Below are 19,145 nucleotides of genomic sequence, written 5' to 3'. Positions count from 1 at the left end.
TTTATATAAATATTTGAATAAAAATTACTTTTCCAAAGCGAGATCGATTACTTCGCTCATTCTTTCTATATAGTTGATCTTTAAATTTCTAAGATAATCTTTTTTAATTTCTTCCACATCTTTTCGGTTGGCTTCACACAGAATTATCTCTTTTATTCCGGCGCGGTTTGCTGCCAAAAGTTTTTCTTTAATACCGCCAACTGGTAATACTTTTCCACGAAGTGTAATTTCACCCGTCATGGCGAGATGAGATTTTATTTTTTTATTTTTAAAACTTGAAACAATTGACGTTAGCATCGCAATTCCTGCAGAAGGACCATCTTTTGGTGTTGCACCTTCGGGCACGTGAACGTGGATGTTTTTTTTCTGCAGATCTTCCGCAGAGATACCAAGTTCATCATGTTTAGCTTTGATATATTCTAAGGCAATTGTTGCGGATTCTTTCATTACATTTCCGAGATTTCCGGTCATTGTGAGGTTTCCTTTTCCTTCACTTAAAATACTTTCGATAAATAATATATCTCCACCAACGCTTGTCCAGGCTAAACCGGTCACAACACCCGGAACACTTGTTATTTCTGACAAATTACCAGGACGCGGAACTCCTAAAATTTCGTCTGTTTTATCAATGGTGATTATTGGATTATATTCCTTCTCCATAGCGGTTTGCAATGCAACCCAACGGCAAATTGCCGCCAATTTTTTTTCTAAACTTCTAACGCCACTTTCAGAAGTATGCGCATCAATGATATGCCTTAATTCTGCATTTCCTAGTTTTAGAGATTTTACATTTAATCCGTTTTCTTCTAACTGTTTTTTAATCAGATGTCGTTTTGCGATCTCTATTTTTTCTTCCAAAGTATAACCTGCAATCTCAATAATTTCCATTCTGTCTAAAAGTGGAGTTTGTACAGTTGAAAGAGAATTTGCCGTGGCAATGAACATTACTTTAGATAAATCGTAACCCATTTCTAAGAAATTGTCATAAAAATTATTGTTCTGCTCGGGATCTAAAACTTCTAATAAAGCAGAACTTGGATCACCATGAATGCTACCAGCAATTTTGTCAATTTCGTCTAAGACAATAACGGGATTAGAAGTTCCGGCTTTTTTAATGGATTGCAAAATTCTGCCTGCCATTGCACCAATGTACGTTTTTCTATGACCTCGGATTTCACTTTCATCATGAAGTCCGCCTAATGAAACGCGTACATATTTTCTTCCTAAAGCATCTGCAATTGATTTTCCCAAGGATGTTTTTCCAACCCCCGGAGGGCCAACTAGACATAAAATAGGGGATTTCATATTATTTTTTAATTTTAAAACGGCCATGTGTTCTAAAATTCGTCTTTTAATATCTTCTAATCCAAAATGCGCTTTGTCTAAAACTTTTTCTGCTTTTATAATGTTAAAGACATCTTTCGTGTAAGTTTCCCAAGGTAGATCTGTGAAAAAATCAAGATAATTTCTTTGTACGTTATAATCTGGTGAGTTTGGATTTTGTCGCTGAAGCCTACTGATTTCTTTTTGAAAATGAGCTTCAACCTCATCATTCCATTTAGTTTTTTCAGTTTTTAGTAAAAATTCTTCAACATCAGACTCGGGTCCACCGCCCAATTCCTCCTGGATGGTTCTGATCTGCTGATTTAGAAAATATTCTTTTTGCTGTTGGTCTAAATCTTTACTGGTTTTTTGATGAATAGCATTTTTAAGTTCCAGTTTTCGGAAATCTTCGTGCATTAATTCATAGCACTTATTGGCGCGAAGCATGAGACTTTTTTCTTCTAATAAATCTTGTTTAAGGTTGGAAGTAAAATTGGCATTTGTACAAATGAAATTTAGCAGATCTTCATTATCGTTCATATTTCGAATGGCAAAATTTGCAGCATTCGGAATATTTGGATCAAGTTCGATCATTTTAATTGCTAAATCTTTAATGTTATCGATCAAAGCTTCAAATTCTTCCTTATCTTTAGAAATAGTATCCTTTAATTTTGTGATTTCTGCCTTAAAAAACGGTTTTGTCGCAACGTAATTTTTTATTTTAAATCTTCCTACACCGCGCGTTATCGCCGTTATATTACCTTCAGGAAGTTTGATGATTTTAATAATTTTCGCAATTGTTCCTACAGTGTAGAGGTCTTTCTCTACAGGATTTTCAATATCGCCGTTTCTTTGACTTATAATACCAATAAGTTCATTATTTTCTTGTGCGCTCTCTAACAAATTTTTTGAAATTTGGCGTCCGGCGGTTATAGGTATGACTACTTTAGGAAACATCACCATATTTCTTACAGGAAGAATGGGAAATATTTTTTGATTTTTATCTGTTGGAACCATTTCTCTTTCATCAATTTCTTCTGTAACGATGCTAAAACCGTCTTCTAAAATATCTGTGAAGTCTAAATCTTCAAATTCTTTCATAATATGTTGAATGACATATTGTCATTTTTTAATTTTAAATAAATACCTTTTTCTAAAAATAATTTTAAATAGAGGGTTTGCGACTTTGTTCTCTTCATTTGCCAATTCTTGTGCCATTAAAAATGATGAAAAATAGTTGGTCATAATTTCCAGTTTTGAATTTAAATAAGTTCGAGAAATGATAGACCTGTAGCGGAGCAATCTTTAATAAAATACCAATAAAAAAATTAAAAGTTTTCTAATATTTTAAAAATGTGTATTTTCGCGAATTGATTATCATTAAATAAAATAAAAAATGGCAGTTTTAGGAGAGATTAGAAAGAGACCTTGGCTTTTGATGGGTGCAATCGCAGTAGCGCTATTAGCGTTTTTAGTAAATCCACAAAGTATTGAAAAAGTTTTTGGGAAAAATCCTGATGTTTTAGGAAAAGTAAACGGAGATGCAATTACAAGAGAAGAGTTTAATGATCAACTTTTTGTGCTACAAAGCCAAGCAAAACAACAGGGACAACCAGAAAAAGGTTTAGAAGAACAAGCCTGGCAAATGATGGTGCAGTCTAAATTAATTGCACAGCAGTTTGACAAAATGGGACTTCATCTAACCGATGATATGTTTTGGACCCAACTACAATTCGATCCAGTTTTTGCTAAAAATAAAGATAATTTTGATGAGAAAGGAAACTTCAAAACGCAGGAAATCAAAAAACAGATTGAAGATCTACAAACTAGCGGTAATGTAGAAGCCTTGGCTAACTGGAAAAAAATGAAGGGTGCGATTCAATATAGAATGATGGCGCGCCAGATTTTTGCGAATGTATCTAATGGAATAACGACCAGTAAAAAAGAAGCCAGTCAGATGGTGAAAATGCGTGATGAAAACGCTGTTATAGATTATGTAAAAGTAGATTATACTACTTACATGAAAAAAAATCCTATTAAAGTTACTACGGAAGACCTAAAGGCTTACATCGATAAACATAAAATTATGTTTAAAGCGGATGCTTCGCGAAATATTGGTTTGGTTTATTTTCCTGCAGCGCCAAGCTCTGAAGATGATGCCACAACCTTAAAAGATATTACAAAACTTTATACGGGCGGAACGGACGCAAGCAACGGCACGGAAAATTTTCAAAATACCAAGAGTGACTCTGCATTTATTGCTTTAAATTCTGACTTGCCATACAATGCTCAATATTTTTCTCAGGCGCAACTTCCCTTAGGAATTAAAGATCAGGCCGCTACAGCAAGCGTTGGTCAATCTTTTGGACCTTACAAAGAACAGCAATTATATGTTGTTTCTAAAATTTTAGATAAGAAACCATCGGATTCTACTCTTTCAAGACACATCTTAGTTTCATATAAAGGAAACCAAGCTGCAGGAGCTGCAACCAGAACTAAAGAGCAGGCTAAAAAACTGGCAGATTCTATCACTACAATTATAAAAGCTGATCCATCAAAATTTACAGAATTTTTGAAATATTCTTCTGATCCAAATTCTGCCGCACAAGGCGGAAGTGTGGGATGGACAACACCCGCAACACCTTTTGTAAAGCCTTACTTAGATTTTTTAGCGAGTAATTCTAAAGGTGCAACTGGAGTGGTAGAGTCACAATTTGGATATCATATTATCAATATTGAAGATAAAAAATCTGGTGCGATGACTTATAAATTAGCAAATCTTGTGAAAGAAATTAAACCTTCTGATAAAACTGATAATAAAGTTTACACTGACGCTACCAAATTTATACAGCAAGTGCAAGGTAAATCTTTCAATGACTTCGCAAATATTGCAAAGAAAAATAATTTTAACTTTTTTAATCCGAAATTAGTAAAAAGATTTGACGGAACACTTCAAGGTATTGGAAGCGACAAAGATAATGACGTAATAGCGTGGGCTTTTGATAAAAAAACAAAGAAAGGAGATACAGATATTTTCTCTATTGAAGGGACAGGTGGTAAAATAGTGGCTTTTGTTAATGGAATACAGGAAGCAGGAACTTCAGATCCAGAATCTGTAAGAGACCGACTAGAACCAATTGTAATGAATGAGTTATTAGGTAAAAAAATTGCTGAAAAGATCACATATGCCAAAGCAACTTCTTTAGATCAAATTGCGAAATTATTTGGTGTAGCAAAAGCATCAGGACAAATAAATATTTTAAACCCGATAATTGGTAGTGCAATGGAACCGAAAGTTGCTGGTGCGGCGTTTGGTGTTGCAAATAATAAAATTTCTAATCCGATAGAAGGAATGACAGGAGTTTATGTGGTGCAAAGAAAATCGACGGGAATTAACAAACAGCCGGGAGATGAAAAACAAATCGCAGAGGCAATTACAAAACAAAATTCGCAACAGTTTGGGCAGGCTTTCCTAAAAAGTTTGCAGGACAATGCAGATATTAAAGACTATAGAATAGAAGTGTTTGGCAAAGTTCCAGATCAGCAGTAAATTTTATAAAAAATGATAAATAGCGGCTGTAAAAGGTCGCTATTTTTGTTTGTCAATCAGACTAAATATAAAATATTTTAATGAAAATATACTATATTTGTTAATTCAAATTAATTAAATGAAATTTTCAAAAGAACTTAAAGCGGGCCTCATCGCAATATTAGCAATCGTTGGTTTTGTTATACTTTTTCAATTTATGAAAGGTAAAAATCTTTTCTCAACTGATGACGTTTATTATGTTAAATATGAAAATGTCGCGGGTTTGGCAAAGTCTAATCCAGTTTCTATCAATGGTTTAAAAGTGGGGCAGGTGGATGATATCAAGCCGATTACTTTACCAAATGGTAAAATATTTTTCGTGGTAAAAATAAGTATGGACGATGGTTTTAAATTTTCAAAAAAATCTGTTGTAGAAATCTTCGAACCAGGATTAATGTCTGGGAAGGAGCTGCGGATTAATTTAGCTTATGGTGAACCTGTTGCAAAAGACGGTGATACTTTGTCAGGAAATTTTAAGCTTTCTGCCCTGAATAATATTTCCACCCAAATTGGTCCGGTAAAAGACCAACTGCAGTCGGTATTAAGAAGAGTTGATTCTGTGGCATCGAGTACAAACCAATTACTTAATGCTCAAAATAGAGCAGAAATAAAAACATTGCTTAAGAATCTAAATCACACAGTTTTGTCCTTTGAAGCGACTTCAAAAGCGACAAACGCACTATTAGCTGATAATAATCCAAAAGTGCAGAAAGTTCTGGATAATGCTAATTTGGCAACTATTAGTGCAAAAGGCACAATTGATAAGTATGGAAATATTGCAGATAATGTAGACGTTAAAAAATTAAACAATACTATTGAAAAACTCAGCGTCACAGCCGATAAATTAAATGGTGTTATTTCTGGCGTCCAAAACGGAGAGGGTTCATTAGGGAAACTGACTAAAGACGATGCGCTTTATAATAATCTTACGCAAACTTCTGCAAACCTTAATAAATTAGTAGAAGACGTAAAAGCTAATCCTAAGCGTTATATTAATTTTTCAGTATTTGGCAAAAATAATAAAGATTAAAATCTCTTTCTAATATGGAATATATTGTAAATATTATTTTTCTTATTGCGATAGTAATTGGTTTTGGGCTATTTGCTAAAAGTTTACGTAAAATTTACCGCAATATCAAACTTGGAAAAGTTATCGACAGAAGTGATAATCCCTCAGAAAGATGGCGCGTAATGTCTAAAATAGCTTTAGGACAAACGAAAATGGTAAAAAGACCGGTTGCAGGTATTTTACACATTATTATTTATGTTGGTTTTATCATCGTTAACCTTGAACTTTTAGAAATTATTGTTGATGGTTTATTCGGGACGCATCGCTTTTTAGCGGGGATTTTAGGTCAAAATGGTTATGCGTTTCTCACAGCAACACTAGAAGTCTTAGCGGTTCTAGTAATTATCGCAGTGGTGCTATTTTTTATTAGAAGAAATTTTTATAGTATCAAAAGATTCCAAATGAAAGAGCTTTTTGGTTGGCCAAAAGAAGATGCCAACTGGATTTTAATCATTGAGTTTATCTTGATGATCGCATTTCTCACCATGAACACGTCCGATTGGGTTTTACAGCAAAAAGGTGCTTTTGCGGCGCATGGAAGTTTTCCTTTTAGTTCAAATTTTTTAGCGCCGTTATTTACTAATTTTAGTGTCGGTTCCCTGGAAATTATAGAGAGATCTGCTTGGTGGATACACATTTTAGGTATTTTATTTTTCATGAATTACCTTTATTATTCTAAACATTTACATATTATTTTAGCATTCCCAAATACCTGGTATTCGAAGTTGAAGCCAGAAGGTGCGTTGGATAATTTAGCGTCGGTAACTAAAGAAATAAAATTAATGATGGATCCAAATGCTGATCCATATGCTGCTCAGCCAGAAGTCGATGCAAATACAATTCCTGAAAAATTTGGTGCGAGTGATATTTTTGATTTAAATCAAGTTCAGCTTTTGAACGCTTATACCTGCACGGAATGTGGTCGATGTACCTCAGTTTGTCCCGCAAATATTACCGGTAAAAAATTATCGCCGCGTAAAATAATGATGGATACGCGTGACCGATTAGAAGAAGTGAGTAAGAACATCGATAAAAATGGAAAATTTGTTGATGATGGAAAAAAATTACTCAATGATCATATTTTACCGGAGGAGATTTGGGCTTGTACTACTTGCAATGCTTGTGTAGAAGCCTGCCCCATACTCATTGACCCACTTTCAATTATTGTAGAAATGCGTCGATTCTTGGTAATGGAGCAATCTGCCGCGCCAAAAGAATTAAATTTAATGATGGCAAATGTTGAAAATAATGCAGCGCCATGGCAATTTAATCAGGCTGACCGGTTAAACTGGGCAAAAGAATAAAGTTACATTTCAAATGATTAAAAATTAAATGGCAGAGATTGTTTCATATTTATCAAAATATTCAGAAGAGTTTAAAACTTTGAACACTGCGTGGTTAGAAAAATTCTTCTTTGTTGAAGCTTATGACGAGGAAGTGCTTTCTAAACCGGAAAAATATATTTTAGATAAAGGTGGAAACATCTATTTTGTAATTGAAGCAGAAAAAGTAGTCGGAACAGTCGCCTTGATGTACAATGAATATGGTGAATTAGAATTTACAAAAATGGCAGTGGCAGATGAAGCAAAAGGAAAAGGCTTCGGAAATTTATTGCTTCAGCACTGCATAGAAGAAGCGACGAAAATGGATTGTGAGGATTTATTTCTTTATTCTAATACTAAATTAGAACCCGCTATTAATCTCTATAAAAAATTTGGATTTTTAGAAATTCCTGTTGAAAAATCGGAATATGCCAGATGCAACATAAAAATGGTAAAACATTTAAAACAATAATTTAAAGTCTATAATTGAACATGGATTTCAATATAAAAACAATGGCAGAATATGCCGCCGAAGGAAAAAGTCCCGAAGTTCTATTTTTTGTAGGATGCATGGGTAGTTTTGATGATCGGGCAAAGAAAATAACAAAAGCTTTTTGTAAAATTCTACATAAAGCGGAGATAGAATTTGCAGTGTTAGGGCAGGAAGAAAGCTGTAACGGTGATCCTGCAAAACGCGCTGGAAATGAATTTGTTTTCCAGATGATGGCCTTCACGAACATTGAAATAATGAACGGTTATGGTGTAAAAAAAATAGTGACGACTTGTCCGCATTGCTTTAATATTTTAAAAAATGAATATCCACAATTGGGTGGAAATTATGAAGTATTGCACCACACACAATTTTTAAGCAAACTTATTCAGGATGGCAGATTAAAAATTGAAGGCGGATCTTTTAAAGGCAAAAGAATTACTTTTCACGATCCCTGTTATTTGGGTCGCGGAAATGGGGAATATGAAGCGCCAAGAATGCTTTTAGAGAAATTAGACGCAGAATTGGTAGAAATGAAACGTTGTAAAAGTAACGGTTTATGTTGCGGTGCTGGCGGTGCGCAAATGTTTAAAGACCCAGAGCCAGGCAATAGAGATATTAATATAGAAAGAACTGAAGAAGCTTTATCGGAAAATCCAAAAATAATTGCAACCGGTTGCCCTTTTTGTAACACGATGATGACGGATGGTGTGAAACATTTCAATAAAAACACGGAAGTTGAAGTTCGCGATATTGTAGAACTTCTAGCTGAAGCGGAGGATTTATGATAAAAAAAAATGTACCTTATTTTTTTATAATAGCAGGTGTAATTTTATTTTTGGGGAATCTCTGGTCTGTTCATTTTGATACATCAAAAATAAATTATTATAGTACTGCTGCGAGTGTCCTAATCGCTATTTTAGGTTTTGTTGAATTAAAAAAGAAACATAAAAATGAAAATTGAAGAATCGACAATCGTAGAAACTAATGATTACCGAGTAATTGTTTATCCATCGTCAAAGGCATTTAGCGCAAGCGAAACAAAAAAAATTACTGAGACTTTATATGATTTTCTTTCATCTTGGGCCGCTCATGGAAAATCTTTAAGTTCATCTTTTAAAATTGAAAGGAATCAATTTATTATTATTTGCGTGGATGAGGAAAAAGAAGGAGCTTCTGGTTGTTCCATCGACACATTAAATGGCGTGATGAGAAATTTAGATAAAGAATTCTCTCTAGGTCTTTTTGATCGGATGAAAGCCAGTTTCATCGAAAATGGTGAGGTGAAAACTCTGAAATTACAAGACTTTAAAAAAGGTTTAAAAGACAAAGAAATATCCGAAAATATTGAAGTTTTTGATTTTTCTAAAGATTCTTATATCAGTTTTTTAAGTGATTTTCTACTACCATTAAAAAGAAGTTGGGCAGGAATTTATCTGTAGTTTTTAAAAACGATTGCGTTTTGACAAAATAGACAAAATATCTTTTTGGTTTTTATTACATGTGTATCAATATCATTTATTTCAAAATCATTCACAGAGATCAGGTTTTTTGATTAACCTTTAGTTTAGCTAAAAAAATAGTTTTAGCATGATTTCGAGGTGCTTTATTTTTTAATGTTTTACTTTTATTTTGTGGCGCTAGTCTCTTGGTAAGCCTGTTAAAACTTACAATATATAAGAGTATTCAGCATCACAACCACCTTTTGGTTTTAAGTTTTTTCTTTAGTGTTTTTTTAATTCAAAAAAATTAAGAGAAAAAGATTATAAACATTTTTAGTTTTATTATTTAGACTTATTGTTAACATGTTCATTGTTAGGTTTTCGGAAGTAGATTTTTGTAGCAAAGAATATTATTTTGAAGAGTAATGATATTTCACGTATAAATCCTAACGAAGCAAGACTTAATACATTCACAAACTATAATCAAGTTGGCAAATTTCGTCTAGAACTCATAATTAAAAATTATGAACATCTAACTATTTGGGTTTTACATGGCATTTATTATTGTTGCAGTATTATTCTTTCCATACCATTATTTTAGACTCAAAAATTTATTTTAGTATTGAAACTGCGTAAGAATACTTTTCATTATCTTTAATTAGTTTTTGATAGTTGAAATGCGAAAAATTTTATTTATTTCTTCCTGGTTTCCTAATAAAATAGAACCTACTAATGGCAATTTTGTACAGAGACATGCAGAAGCTGCGGCACTTTTTAATCAAGTGGAAATCCTGCACGTAGTGGGTGATCTTAACCAAAAAGAAAAATTTTTATTCGATGATAAAATAATTAATGATCTTCGGACTTTAATTGTTTATTATAGAAATTCAAATAATTTGTTGCTAAATTTTGCCAGAAGAATGTCGGCATATAAACAAGGTTTTGCTCAGCTATCAATGCCAGAAATTGTTCACGGAAATGTGTTGCATAATTCTATGCTTTTTGCAGTATATCTAAAAAAAAAATATAAAATTCCTTTTGTTGTTTCTGAGCATTGGTCGGCTTTTCGAAAAGAAGCTTACAATCAAACTTCGGTGCATATTAAATATTTTGCACGAAGAATTGGTAATAAAGCGGCGTATATATTACCAGTAAGTAAAAATCTGAAAAATGGATTACAATATTTTGGTATAAAAGCAAATTACAAAATAGTTCCAAACACTGTTGATACAGATTTATTTTATCCCCAAAATTCCAGTACTTCGGTTTTTACATTTATGCACCTGTCAAATCTTATACCTTTAAAAAATGCAGAAAAAATTCTTTTGGTTTCTTTAAAACTTTTGGAAAGTGGGTATAAATTCAAACTAAAAATTGGCGGAGATGGAAGTTTTGAGGCAATTGAAAATCTGAAAAAAATAGCAAATAATTCAAAACTAAGAAGTGAAATTGAGATTTTTGGAATGCAAACTTTGCCAGAAGTTGCCCGTAAAATGAGAGATGCTGATTGTTTTATTCTTTTTAGCGATAATGAAAACCAACCTTGTGTGATTGCCGAAGCCTTCGCAAGCGGTATTTCTGTAATTTCCACGAATGTTGGTGGAGTCTCTGAGTTTTTCCCAAAGGAATTTGGAATTTTAATTGACAAGCCAAAATGTAAACTTTTAGAAGATGCGATGATAGAAATTTTAGAAAAAAATAAAAGTGTTGATCAACAACAAGAAATGGTAAATTACGCCAGAAATATTTTTTCAAAAGAAAAGATTGGTTTTCAATTCACAGAGATCTACAATCAAATTTTAAAATAATTGAATAGTTTAAAGCAATTTATTAGCGATTTTTTTAAAAACGAAGGACATCATGTCTTTCTTTCGCTTTTAATTGCAAAAGTTTGTGGCTTTTTAGGTTCACTTTTTATTATCCGTCTTTTATCAGAACAAGATTTTGGAATGATAACTATCGTCAGCTCTGTTTTTTTTATTTTTTTGTCATTCAGCGGCTTTGGAAGCCAACAAATTTTATTAAGATACGGATCGGTTACGCAGGATTTAGAAGAAAAAAAAATACTTTCTAAATATCTTTTAAAAAAAGGATTTATTTATCAAGTTCTTTTGAGCGCACTTTTTCTCATCGTTAGTATTTTTTATGTTGGTAAATATGAAGATATTTTTTACATTTTTTTACTGTTCAACATTAGGTTAATTGGTTACTATTTTTTAATTCATATTCAATGTGAGTTTAGAATTTCAGGTAAAAATAAAAGTTTTGCGCAGGTAAGTAATGTGGTAAATATTTTAGGTGTTGTTTTATTATTTGCCTTCTCCAAATATTTTGGACTTAAAGGTTACTTACTTGCCATCGCACTTACACCATTTATATCTTTGCTTTGGTTTAAAAGAAAATCATATATCTCTGTCGTAAAAGAAGTTGTTTTTAGCAAGAAGGAGATTTGGAATTTTGGCTTTCTGGCTGCAGGAAGCGCACTTTTATCTGATATGCTATTTTCAGCGGATGTTTTACTTCTTAGTTTTTTAATGACTGAAACAGCGGTGGCAAATTATAAAGTTGCTATATTAATCCCATCAAATATCACTTTTTTGGCCGCAACATTCATGCAGACAGATTATTCTGTTTTAGCCAAAAACAGTAAGAATAAGGAGTTTTTGAAAAATTATGTTTTGAACTTCTATAAAATTTTTGTACCGATTTCAGTACTAACTTTTCTTGTAGGTTTTTTGTTCAAAGTTGAGATAATATCCTTTTTCTTTAGTGGTAAATATTCCGGCAATGAAATTATTTTTGCTGTATTGCTTGGCAGTTTTTCGCTTAATATGCTCTTAAGAAATCTTTATGGGACGTTGATTTCAGCAGTTGGTTTAATGAAATTTAATACTGTTATTTCTTTATTAAATATTATTTTACTGGTAACTTTTGCGTTTATTCTCGTGATTAAATTTGGGGTAATGGGAATGGCATTAAGTTTATCTTTAAGTATGATAATTTGTGGCTTTTTACTTCTATTTGCATTCTATCTTTATTGGAAAAGTTTAAAATAAAATTATCTTTGCAGTAATGAAAAATGCATTTTTTATTTTAATGTTTCTTGGTTTCGTCTTTATTTCCTGTCGTGGAAATGAAGAAAACCCGCAGCAAATTGATCAGGTGGTGAATTTGTATATAAAAGATGCGACAGGAAAAGATTTGCTTGATACCAAACTTTCAGGCGCTTTTAATAATATAAAATTTTTAGATTTAAATGGTTTAACGGATCAGGTACCTATCAGTTCATTTTCATTAAAAAAAAATTTAGATACAGTTAATTATATTGATTACGATTCTGGAGCAAAAAGAATTTTACAGGATTCATTAAACCCAGGGAATAAAACTTACAGGTCTAATTTTATTTTGAGTCTTAGTAAAAATATAGATGCTACAACTGCAGTTACAACGCAAGATACCATCAAAATAGAATATTCCTGGACGCCAGCTTTGTTTCAAATTTCAAAGTTTTACTATAATAAAAAGCTGGTTTTTTCAAAAGTTTCTGGGAAACCAAATGTTATTACAATTATCAAATAAAATTAAGAGTGCAGTAAATTTTTTCTGCTAAAAATAAAAGTTAGTTATGTTACAAGTCAGTTATTTAAAAGAAAATAAAGAAAGCGTCTTAGAAGGTTTAAAAAAGAGAAATTTTAAAAATTTAGATTTGGTCGATGAGGCTATTGAAGAAGATCAGAAGCGCAAGAACGTTCAGGTGAAATTGGACGAAAATCTTTTTGAGATGAATAAGATTTCTAAGGAAATCGGTTTGCTAATGAAATCTGGCAAGAAAGAAGAAGTAGATGGAGCAAAGATGAAAACTGCTGATTTTAAAGATAAAATTCAAGTCTTTCAACAGGAATTAAAAGATGCAGAGCAAAATTTATTGACTATTTTATATCAGATCCCAAATGTGCCTTATGAAAAAGTGAAGGCAGGAAGTTCTGAAGCCGACAATGAAATTATTTTTCAGTCTCAGGAAGTTGAAGCTTTGGGTGAAGGGGCAGTTCCACATTGGGAATTGGCAAAGCAATTTAATATTATCGATTTTGAATTGGGAGTTAAAATTGCCGGCGCAGGTTTCCCGGTTTATTTAGGAAAAGGAGCAAAATTACAGCGAAGTTTGGTTCAGTATTTTTTAGATAAAAATACGGAGGCTGGTTATTTGGAAGTCAATCCGCCACATGTTGTGAATGAAGCATCTGCTTATGGAACCGGACAGTTGCCTGATAAAGAAGGACAAATGTATTTTATTGGTGAAGACCAATTATATCTGATTCCGACGGCGGAAGTTCCGGTGACAAATATTTACCGAGACGTGATCGTTGATGAGAAAGAGCTACCGATCATGATGACCGCTTTTTCGCAATGTTATAGACGCGAGGCGGGTAGTTATGGCGCGCATGTTCGTGGTTTGAACAGATTGCATCAGTTTGAAAAAGTTGAAATTGTACGTTTAGAAAAACCAGAAAATTCTTACGCAGCTTTAGAAGGTATGGTAAAACATATACAAAGTATTCTAGAAGATTTGGAATTACCTTATAGAATTCTTCGCCTTTGTGGTGGAGATACTGGTTTTGCGGCAGCTATGACTTATGATTTTGAAGTCTGGAGCGCAGCGCAGGAAAAATGGCTCGAAGTGTCTTCTGTTTCAAATTTTGAAACGTTTCAGGCCAACCGTTTAAAATGCCGTTATAAAATTGAAGGCAAAACACAGTTGGTCCACACTTTAAATGGATCAGCAATTGCCTTACCAAGAATTATGGCAGCTTTACTAGAAAACAATCAAACTGATAGAGGTATTAAGATTCCAAGTAAAATCGCGGCTTATACAAAGTTTGAGTTTATTGATTAGAAATTATTTAATTATATCAACTTAAAAGTCCACAAAATTATTTTGTGGACTTTTTTTAGATTAAAAACCTTTACTAATAATTCAAATTTAACTCAGAATTAGAATTTATATTTGTAGATATTCAATAAATAAATTGATAATTATGAAAACTGAAACATTAAACAGAGTCGCGAGTTTAGGAATATTATTTTGGATCATAAAAATTGTGTCCACTACTGTTGGCGAAACTGCTGCAGATTATGTTTCGGTTAACTTAAATTTCGGTCTGGTAAATACTACGATTTTGATGGGTGTAATTACCATCGGTGTTATCTTCTGGAATTTTAAACAAAAGAACTATTTTCCGCCTTCCTATTGGGCATTAATAGTGATGATGAGTATTGAAGGGACCTTGATAACAGATCTTTTAGTGGATCAGTTTGGTGTTTCTTTATTGATATTAGATGTTGTTTTTGCAATCGCGATGTCTTTGGTTTTCTATTTTTGGTATAAAAAAGAAGGTACTTTATCAATCCACGAAATAAATAATGACAGTAGAGAAAAATTTTACTGGATTATTGTTTTAACAACGTTTGCTTTGGGAACGGGCGTTGGTGATACCGTTTCAGAATATTTAAATGTAGGATATCTTTATTCCTTAATTATTTTTGGAACTATTTTTATTCTTGCAGGCGTTTTAAATTATTTAAAAATAATTGGCGATGTTTTAGCCTTTTGGATTGCTTTTATTGTCACACGACCAATCGGTGCTTCTTTAGGAGATTTATTTATTCAAGCGCCAAAAGATGGTGGACTTGGAATTTCAGTTGCAGTTATTAATATTTTCTTTTTTCTGATAATCATAAGTTCGGTGGTATATATTAATTGGAGGAAAAATCAACATATAAATTTAAAATCTTAAAATTACCAACTTGTACTATTAAGTTAAATTTTTCTTAAAATTTATTTCGCACTGCTTACGGCATTTTAATTGTTTAATTCTGAAGATAATTTACAAAACATTTTAAAAATGGCTAAGCAAGACAAAACAACAACAAGTTCAAAAAAAACGACAGATAAAATGGAGGCTAAAGGTTTTCCAGCACCTTCACAACTTTCTGTCCCAACCGATTTAAAACCAACGCAAGTTGAAAATTGCGTAAATGCAGTTAATCCTTTGATAGCAGATGCTTTTGCGTTATACACAAAAACAAAAAACTTCCATTGGCATTTATCTGGTATTCATTTTAGAGACTTTCATCTTTTATTTGATGAGCAGGCAAGCGTAATTTATAACAGTATAGATATTCTTGCTGAACGTATAAGAAGAATTGGAGGTACAACGATAAGAAGCATATCTCACATTTCCAAATTACAAACTATTACGGACAATAATGAAGATTTTGTAAGTCCGAAAGATATGATAAAGGAATTGCTCGCGGATAACAGTCATATTGCGGTAAATCAAAGAAAAGCGATTAAAACTACTGAGGATAATGGAGACTCACCGACGAGTAATCTTTTGCAGGAACAGTTAGATGCTACAGAAAGAAGAATTTGGTTCTTATTTGAAATTAGTAAAGGACTTGAAAATAGTTAAATAATTATTTTATCCATATATTAAAATACCTTCAAAATTTTGGGGTATTTTTTTGTTGAATTATTCTAATTATAAAACTTTGTAATGAAGTTGGTAATCGAAAATTTATCTAATGACAAATAGAGTTATCCATCTTCATTGGAGAATGTGGATCATTAACTTTTAAAGAATTCGCAGGCGGTGAAATGTATGGAATGTTTAATTCTAATCCGCGCAAAATAAAAAGACCACCCAAAATTATCATTAATACGGGGATTATTTTTAAAACTTTAATTCTAAAAGCAGTCGTCATTAAATTTCCTACCAAAACAATGGCGAACATAAAAGGTAACGTTCCCAAACCAAAAAGCACCATAAAACCTGCGCTTTGTAAAATCCCACCAGCGGCTAAACTCGCTGTTAAAGACATGTAAACCATTCCGCAAGGTAGAAATCCATTTAGAATTCCGGTTAAATATCGGGATTTGTAATCTGCCTTTTGAAGTAATTTTCCTAAATTCATTTTTACTTTATATAAAAATTTAGATAAAAAAGGAATTTTTGAAGCAAAATCTTTACCTCCGAAGGAAAAAACAGCCATCGTTATTAGAAGAATTCCAACAATTATAGTGAGGTAAGATTGAAAGCCAGCCAATTTGAAACCTTGACCTACGATTCCTAAAACTGCACCAAGAAGCGAATAAGTTGTAATTCTGCCAAATTGGTAAGTAAGATTTTGTAAATAATAATTGGTGGCCTGTTTTTTAGTCAAACCCATAGAAAGTGCTATAGGACCGCACATTCCGATACAGTGAAAACCAGAAGCAAATCCTAAAGCCAAGGCGGAAAAAATTAAAGTTATTTCCATAAGACATCGTAGTCTATTTGATATGGTTTTTTACTGGTCATCCATTTTATCTTTAAAGTGTATGATCCATCTGCTAAAATTTTTGCCGGGATTGTAAAAGAGTGATTTGCGGAAAGTTCAACATCTTTTTTTACGTCGAGGTTAGAATCATTTGTTCGGAAAAGCAGAAAATTTGCTTTTCCACCGTCTGGATCTATGTTTTGTGGAAAAGTGATTTTGATACCCTGATTATTTTGAGTAAACACGGGTTTTGCACTTAATTCATCAGCATTATTTTTAGCATTTATTACATCTTGGTAAGCTAATTCGTCCTCATAATAATGGTCGGAAATCACTTCAGCATTTTGTTGGCCTTGCGGAAATATTAAAATCATAAATAAGATGAAAAGTATAAAGCTTGCTAAAGCCAGTATAATTCCGTGTCCCCAATTGAATTTTTTAAACATAATTTTTAAAACTGAAGTTTAAACGGACCCTCAAAATAAGTTTTAAAACTATCTAAAAGTTTACCGTCTTTATCATAAACACCGATGGTAATATTTTGTTTTGACGCTGTAATATCTTTTTGAGGAAATGCTATATTGACAGATCCTTTCGTCATTTGATCTTTTTTTAAAATTATTTTACTAGTATTTCCAAAGGTTATTGTTCCGTTTGCGGGTGTGAGTATTTTGATAGTAACTATTTGATCTTTGTTTGCTTTATTTAGAAAAGTATAATTGTAAGTATTGCTGATTTGACCGTCGCGAACAAAATAACTTGAGCCAGCAGGTTTAATAAATTTCGCCTCCATGTCACCACGGCTATAAAGTAAAAAGCCCAGAAAACCAATTAATAATAAGAGCAAGACGGAATACGCTTTCATTCTATTTGTAAATCTGAAAGGTTTCTCTTCTTCTATTTCTTCCTCAGTTGCGTATCTGACCAATCCTAAAGGAAGTCCAACTTTTAGCATGACATCATCACACGCGTCAATACAAGCGGTACAATTTATACATTCTAACTGTTGCCCATCTCGAATGTCAATTCCCGTGGGACAGACTACCACACACTGGTTACAATCAATACAGTCGCCTTTTCCTTCTGCTTTTCTATCTTCGCCTTTTCTCCAAGTTGAGCGATTTTCACCTCTTTTAAAATCGTAGTAAACATTGATTGTTTGTTTGTCAATTAAAACACCTTGAAGCCTTCCGTAGGGACAGACCATCGTGCAAACCTGTTCTCTAAACCAAGCAAAAACGAAATAAAATGCGGCTGTGAAAAGAACCATCATCAAAAAACTAGTGGCGTTTTCGATCGGTCCATTTTGCATAATGCGGAAAACTTCTTTGTAACCCACAATATACATAAACATTAAGTGTGAGATCACGAGAGAAATAATAACGAATACAAGCCACTTCAGCGCTCTTTTAAATATTTTCTCAGAATCCCATTCTTGGTTTGCGAGTCTTATTTGCTTATTTCTGTCACCTTCGATGGCATATTCAATTTTTCTAAAAACCATTTCCATAAAAATAGTCTGGGGACAAACCCATCCACAAAAAATCCTGCCAAAAACAACCGTGAAAAGTATCACGAAAATCATCCCAGTAATTGCTCCTAAAGCAAGTATGAAGAAATCCTGAACGTAAAAAGGTTGACCAATTATGTAAAATTGACGATCCATTACATTAAAGAGAAAAAATGGATTGCCGTTTATGGTGATAAAAGGATTAGTAAAGAATACAATCAATAGAAAATAGCCAACAATATTTCTATAATTAGTAAATTTTCCCGAAGGTTTTCGGGGGAAAACCCACTTTCTCTTTCCCGATTGTTCCATTGTCCCCACTGAATCCCTGAAAGTTTCAGCATCTACAAGTTGCCCTTGTCCTCCTCTGTAATTTTGTTCTAAATCGGCCATTTATTTACCGTATTAAATATTTAAAATAAAAAGTCCGGTTACATTTTTTTAATTATTACTTCTGCCAATGCGCTTCTGTTCCCTGGATATCTGCGCCACCTTCTGCCTTCGTAATTGGTGGTTTTTCTTGATTTAAATGATAAACGTAAGCTGCTACATTCTGGATATCATTACCAGAAACGACACCATTTTTGCCCCAAGCCTGCATTGCTGGATTATTAGGTGAACCGTTTTCCACCATCCAAAAAACATTTTTAAATAAAGTTTTTTCTGGCTGGTTGATCCAGAAATTATCTGTAAGGTTTGGACCAATTCCGCCTTTTGCACCTTCTCCGTGGCAGGAAATACAGTTTGTTTTAAAAACTTCTTCACCAGCCGCCACATTTTCTTCAGAGAAAACCGCAGTTTCTAAAGTCGCTTGTGGGACGTTTTTCATATATTCTGCTACGGCAGCAGTTTGTTGTTTGTATTCGTCATCGTATTCTTTTATAGGATGCGCAAAATCTGTCAACCAATAAGAGGCCATATAAATTATGCAATAAACACAACCAAAATAAAACAAACCTAACCACCATTTTGGTAACTGGTTGTCCAGCTCCATAATACCGTCGAAACCATGGTCAATAAGAATATCTTTTTCTTCAGTAACTGATTGTTTTTTAAAAGCACTTTGATATAAACCTGTAA

17 protein-coding genes are annotated in these 19,145 nt (G+C 32.9%); 12 read left to right on the top strand and 5 right to left on the bottom strand.

All coding sequences use genetic code 11. From position 1 onward, the window contains the following. Positions 1–24 precede the first annotated feature (24 nt). The gene (gene lon, locus ACVBED_RS09435; protein WP_447120037.1) at positions 25–2,424 is read right to left on the bottom strand and encodes an endopeptidase La; all 2,400 of its coding nucleotides are present in this window, start codon (positions 2,422–2,424) and stop codon (positions 25–27) included. 295 nt (positions 2,425–2,719) lie between these two features. Between lon and ACVBED_RS09430 the strand changes: the two genes are divergently transcribed. From ACVBED_RS09430 to ACVBED_RS09375, 12 genes are all read left to right on the top strand, one after another. After that, a complete protein-coding gene (locus ACVBED_RS09430) occupies positions 2,720–4,873 on the top strand; it encodes a peptidylprolyl isomerase (RefSeq protein ID WP_447120036.1) in 2,154 nt (717 codons plus the stop codon). A gap of 118 nt (positions 4,874–4,991) precedes the next feature. After that, complete coding sequence (locus tag ACVBED_RS09425; protein WP_447120035.1) at positions 4,992–5,942, top strand: MlaD family protein; 951 nt, start codon at positions 4,992–4,994, stop codon at positions 5,940–5,942. A gap of 14 nt (positions 5,943–5,956) precedes the next feature. Then, the gene (locus tag ACVBED_RS09420; RefSeq protein WP_473094929.1) at positions 5,957–7,285 is read left to right on the top strand and encodes a 4Fe-4S dicluster domain-containing protein; all 1,329 of its coding nucleotides are present in this window, start codon (positions 5,957–5,959) and stop codon (positions 7,283–7,285) included. Between the two features lie 28 nt (positions 7,286–7,313). Beyond that, the gene (locus ACVBED_RS09415) at positions 7,314–7,775 is read left to right on the top strand and encodes a GNAT family N-acetyltransferase (RefSeq protein ID WP_447120034.1); all 462 of its coding nucleotides are present in this window, start codon (positions 7,314–7,316) and stop codon (positions 7,773–7,775) included. Between the two features lie 20 nt (positions 7,776–7,795). Then, positions 7,796–8,581, top strand: a complete 786-nt coding sequence (locus ACVBED_RS09410; protein ID WP_473094928.1) for a (Fe-S)-binding protein — start codon at positions 7,796–7,798, stop codon at positions 8,579–8,581. 165 nt (positions 8,582–8,746) lie between these two features. After that, positions 8,747–9,235 (top strand): hypothetical protein, encoded by a 489-nt coding sequence (locus ACVBED_RS09405; protein WP_473094927.1) that lies wholly within the window; start codon positions 8,747–8,749, stop codon positions 9,233–9,235. Between the two features lie 677 nt (positions 9,236–9,912). Beyond that, positions 9,913–11,043 (top strand): glycosyltransferase, encoded by a 1,131-nt coding sequence (locus tag ACVBED_RS09400; RefSeq protein WP_447120033.1) that lies wholly within the window; start codon positions 9,913–9,915, stop codon positions 11,041–11,043. Next, positions 11,044–12,291 (top strand): oligosaccharide flippase family protein, encoded by a 1,248-nt coding sequence (locus ACVBED_RS09395; RefSeq protein ID WP_473094926.1) that lies wholly within the window; start codon positions 11,044–11,046, stop codon positions 12,289–12,291. A 16-nt stretch (positions 12,292–12,307) separates the two neighbouring features. After that, positions 12,308–12,814, top strand: coding sequence for a hypothetical protein (locus ACVBED_RS09390; RefSeq protein WP_447120030.1), 507 nt, complete (start codon positions 12,308–12,310; stop codon positions 12,812–12,814). A gap of 46 nt (positions 12,815–12,860) precedes the next feature. Further along, a complete protein-coding gene (gene serS, locus ACVBED_RS09385) occupies positions 12,861–14,129 on the top strand; it encodes a serine--tRNA ligase (RefSeq protein WP_473094925.1) in 1,269 nt (422 codons plus the stop codon). Positions 14,130–14,271: 142 nt separating this feature from the next. Continuing rightward, a complete protein-coding gene (locus ACVBED_RS09380; RefSeq protein ID WP_447120029.1) occupies positions 14,272–15,030 on the top strand; it encodes a COG4705 family protein in 759 nt (252 codons plus the stop codon). A gap of 108 nt (positions 15,031–15,138) precedes the next feature. Then, positions 15,139–15,708 (top strand): Dps family protein, encoded by a 570-nt coding sequence (locus ACVBED_RS09375; protein WP_473094924.1) that lies wholly within the window; start codon positions 15,139–15,141, stop codon positions 15,706–15,708. A 109-nt stretch (positions 15,709–15,817) separates the two neighbouring features. Here ACVBED_RS09375 and ACVBED_RS09370 read toward each other — a convergent pair whose 3' ends face one another. The 4 genes from ACVBED_RS09370 to ACVBED_RS09355 form a co-directional block, all read right to left on the bottom strand. Next, entirely contained in the window at positions 15,818–16,555 is a 738-nt protein-coding gene (locus ACVBED_RS09370) for a sulfite exporter TauE/SafE family protein (RefSeq protein WP_473094923.1), read from the bottom strand. Then, positions 16,546–17,001: a FixH family protein gene (locus ACVBED_RS09365; protein WP_473094922.1), complete on the bottom strand. Its 456-nt coding sequence runs from the start codon at positions 16,999–17,001 to the stop codon at positions 16,546–16,548. The genes ACVBED_RS09370 and ACVBED_RS09365 overlap by 10 nt, the downstream gene beginning before the upstream one ends. Positions 17,002–17,006: 5 nt before the next feature. After that, complete coding sequence (gene ccoG, locus ACVBED_RS09360) at positions 17,007–18,458, bottom strand: cytochrome c oxidase accessory protein CcoG (RefSeq protein ID WP_473094921.1); 1,452 nt, start codon at positions 18,456–18,458, stop codon at positions 17,007–17,009. 55 nt (positions 18,459–18,513) lie between these two features. Next, positions 18,514–19,145, bottom strand: a 632-nt coding sequence (locus tag ACVBED_RS09355) for a c-type cytochrome (protein ID WP_473094920.1), incomplete at its 5' end; no start/stop codon positions are given.

This window comes from Halpernia sp. GG3, from assembly GCF_052976925.2.
The sequence above is the reverse complement of the archived record's forward strand: the minus strand, read 5'-3'. Positions and strand labels throughout refer to the sequence as shown.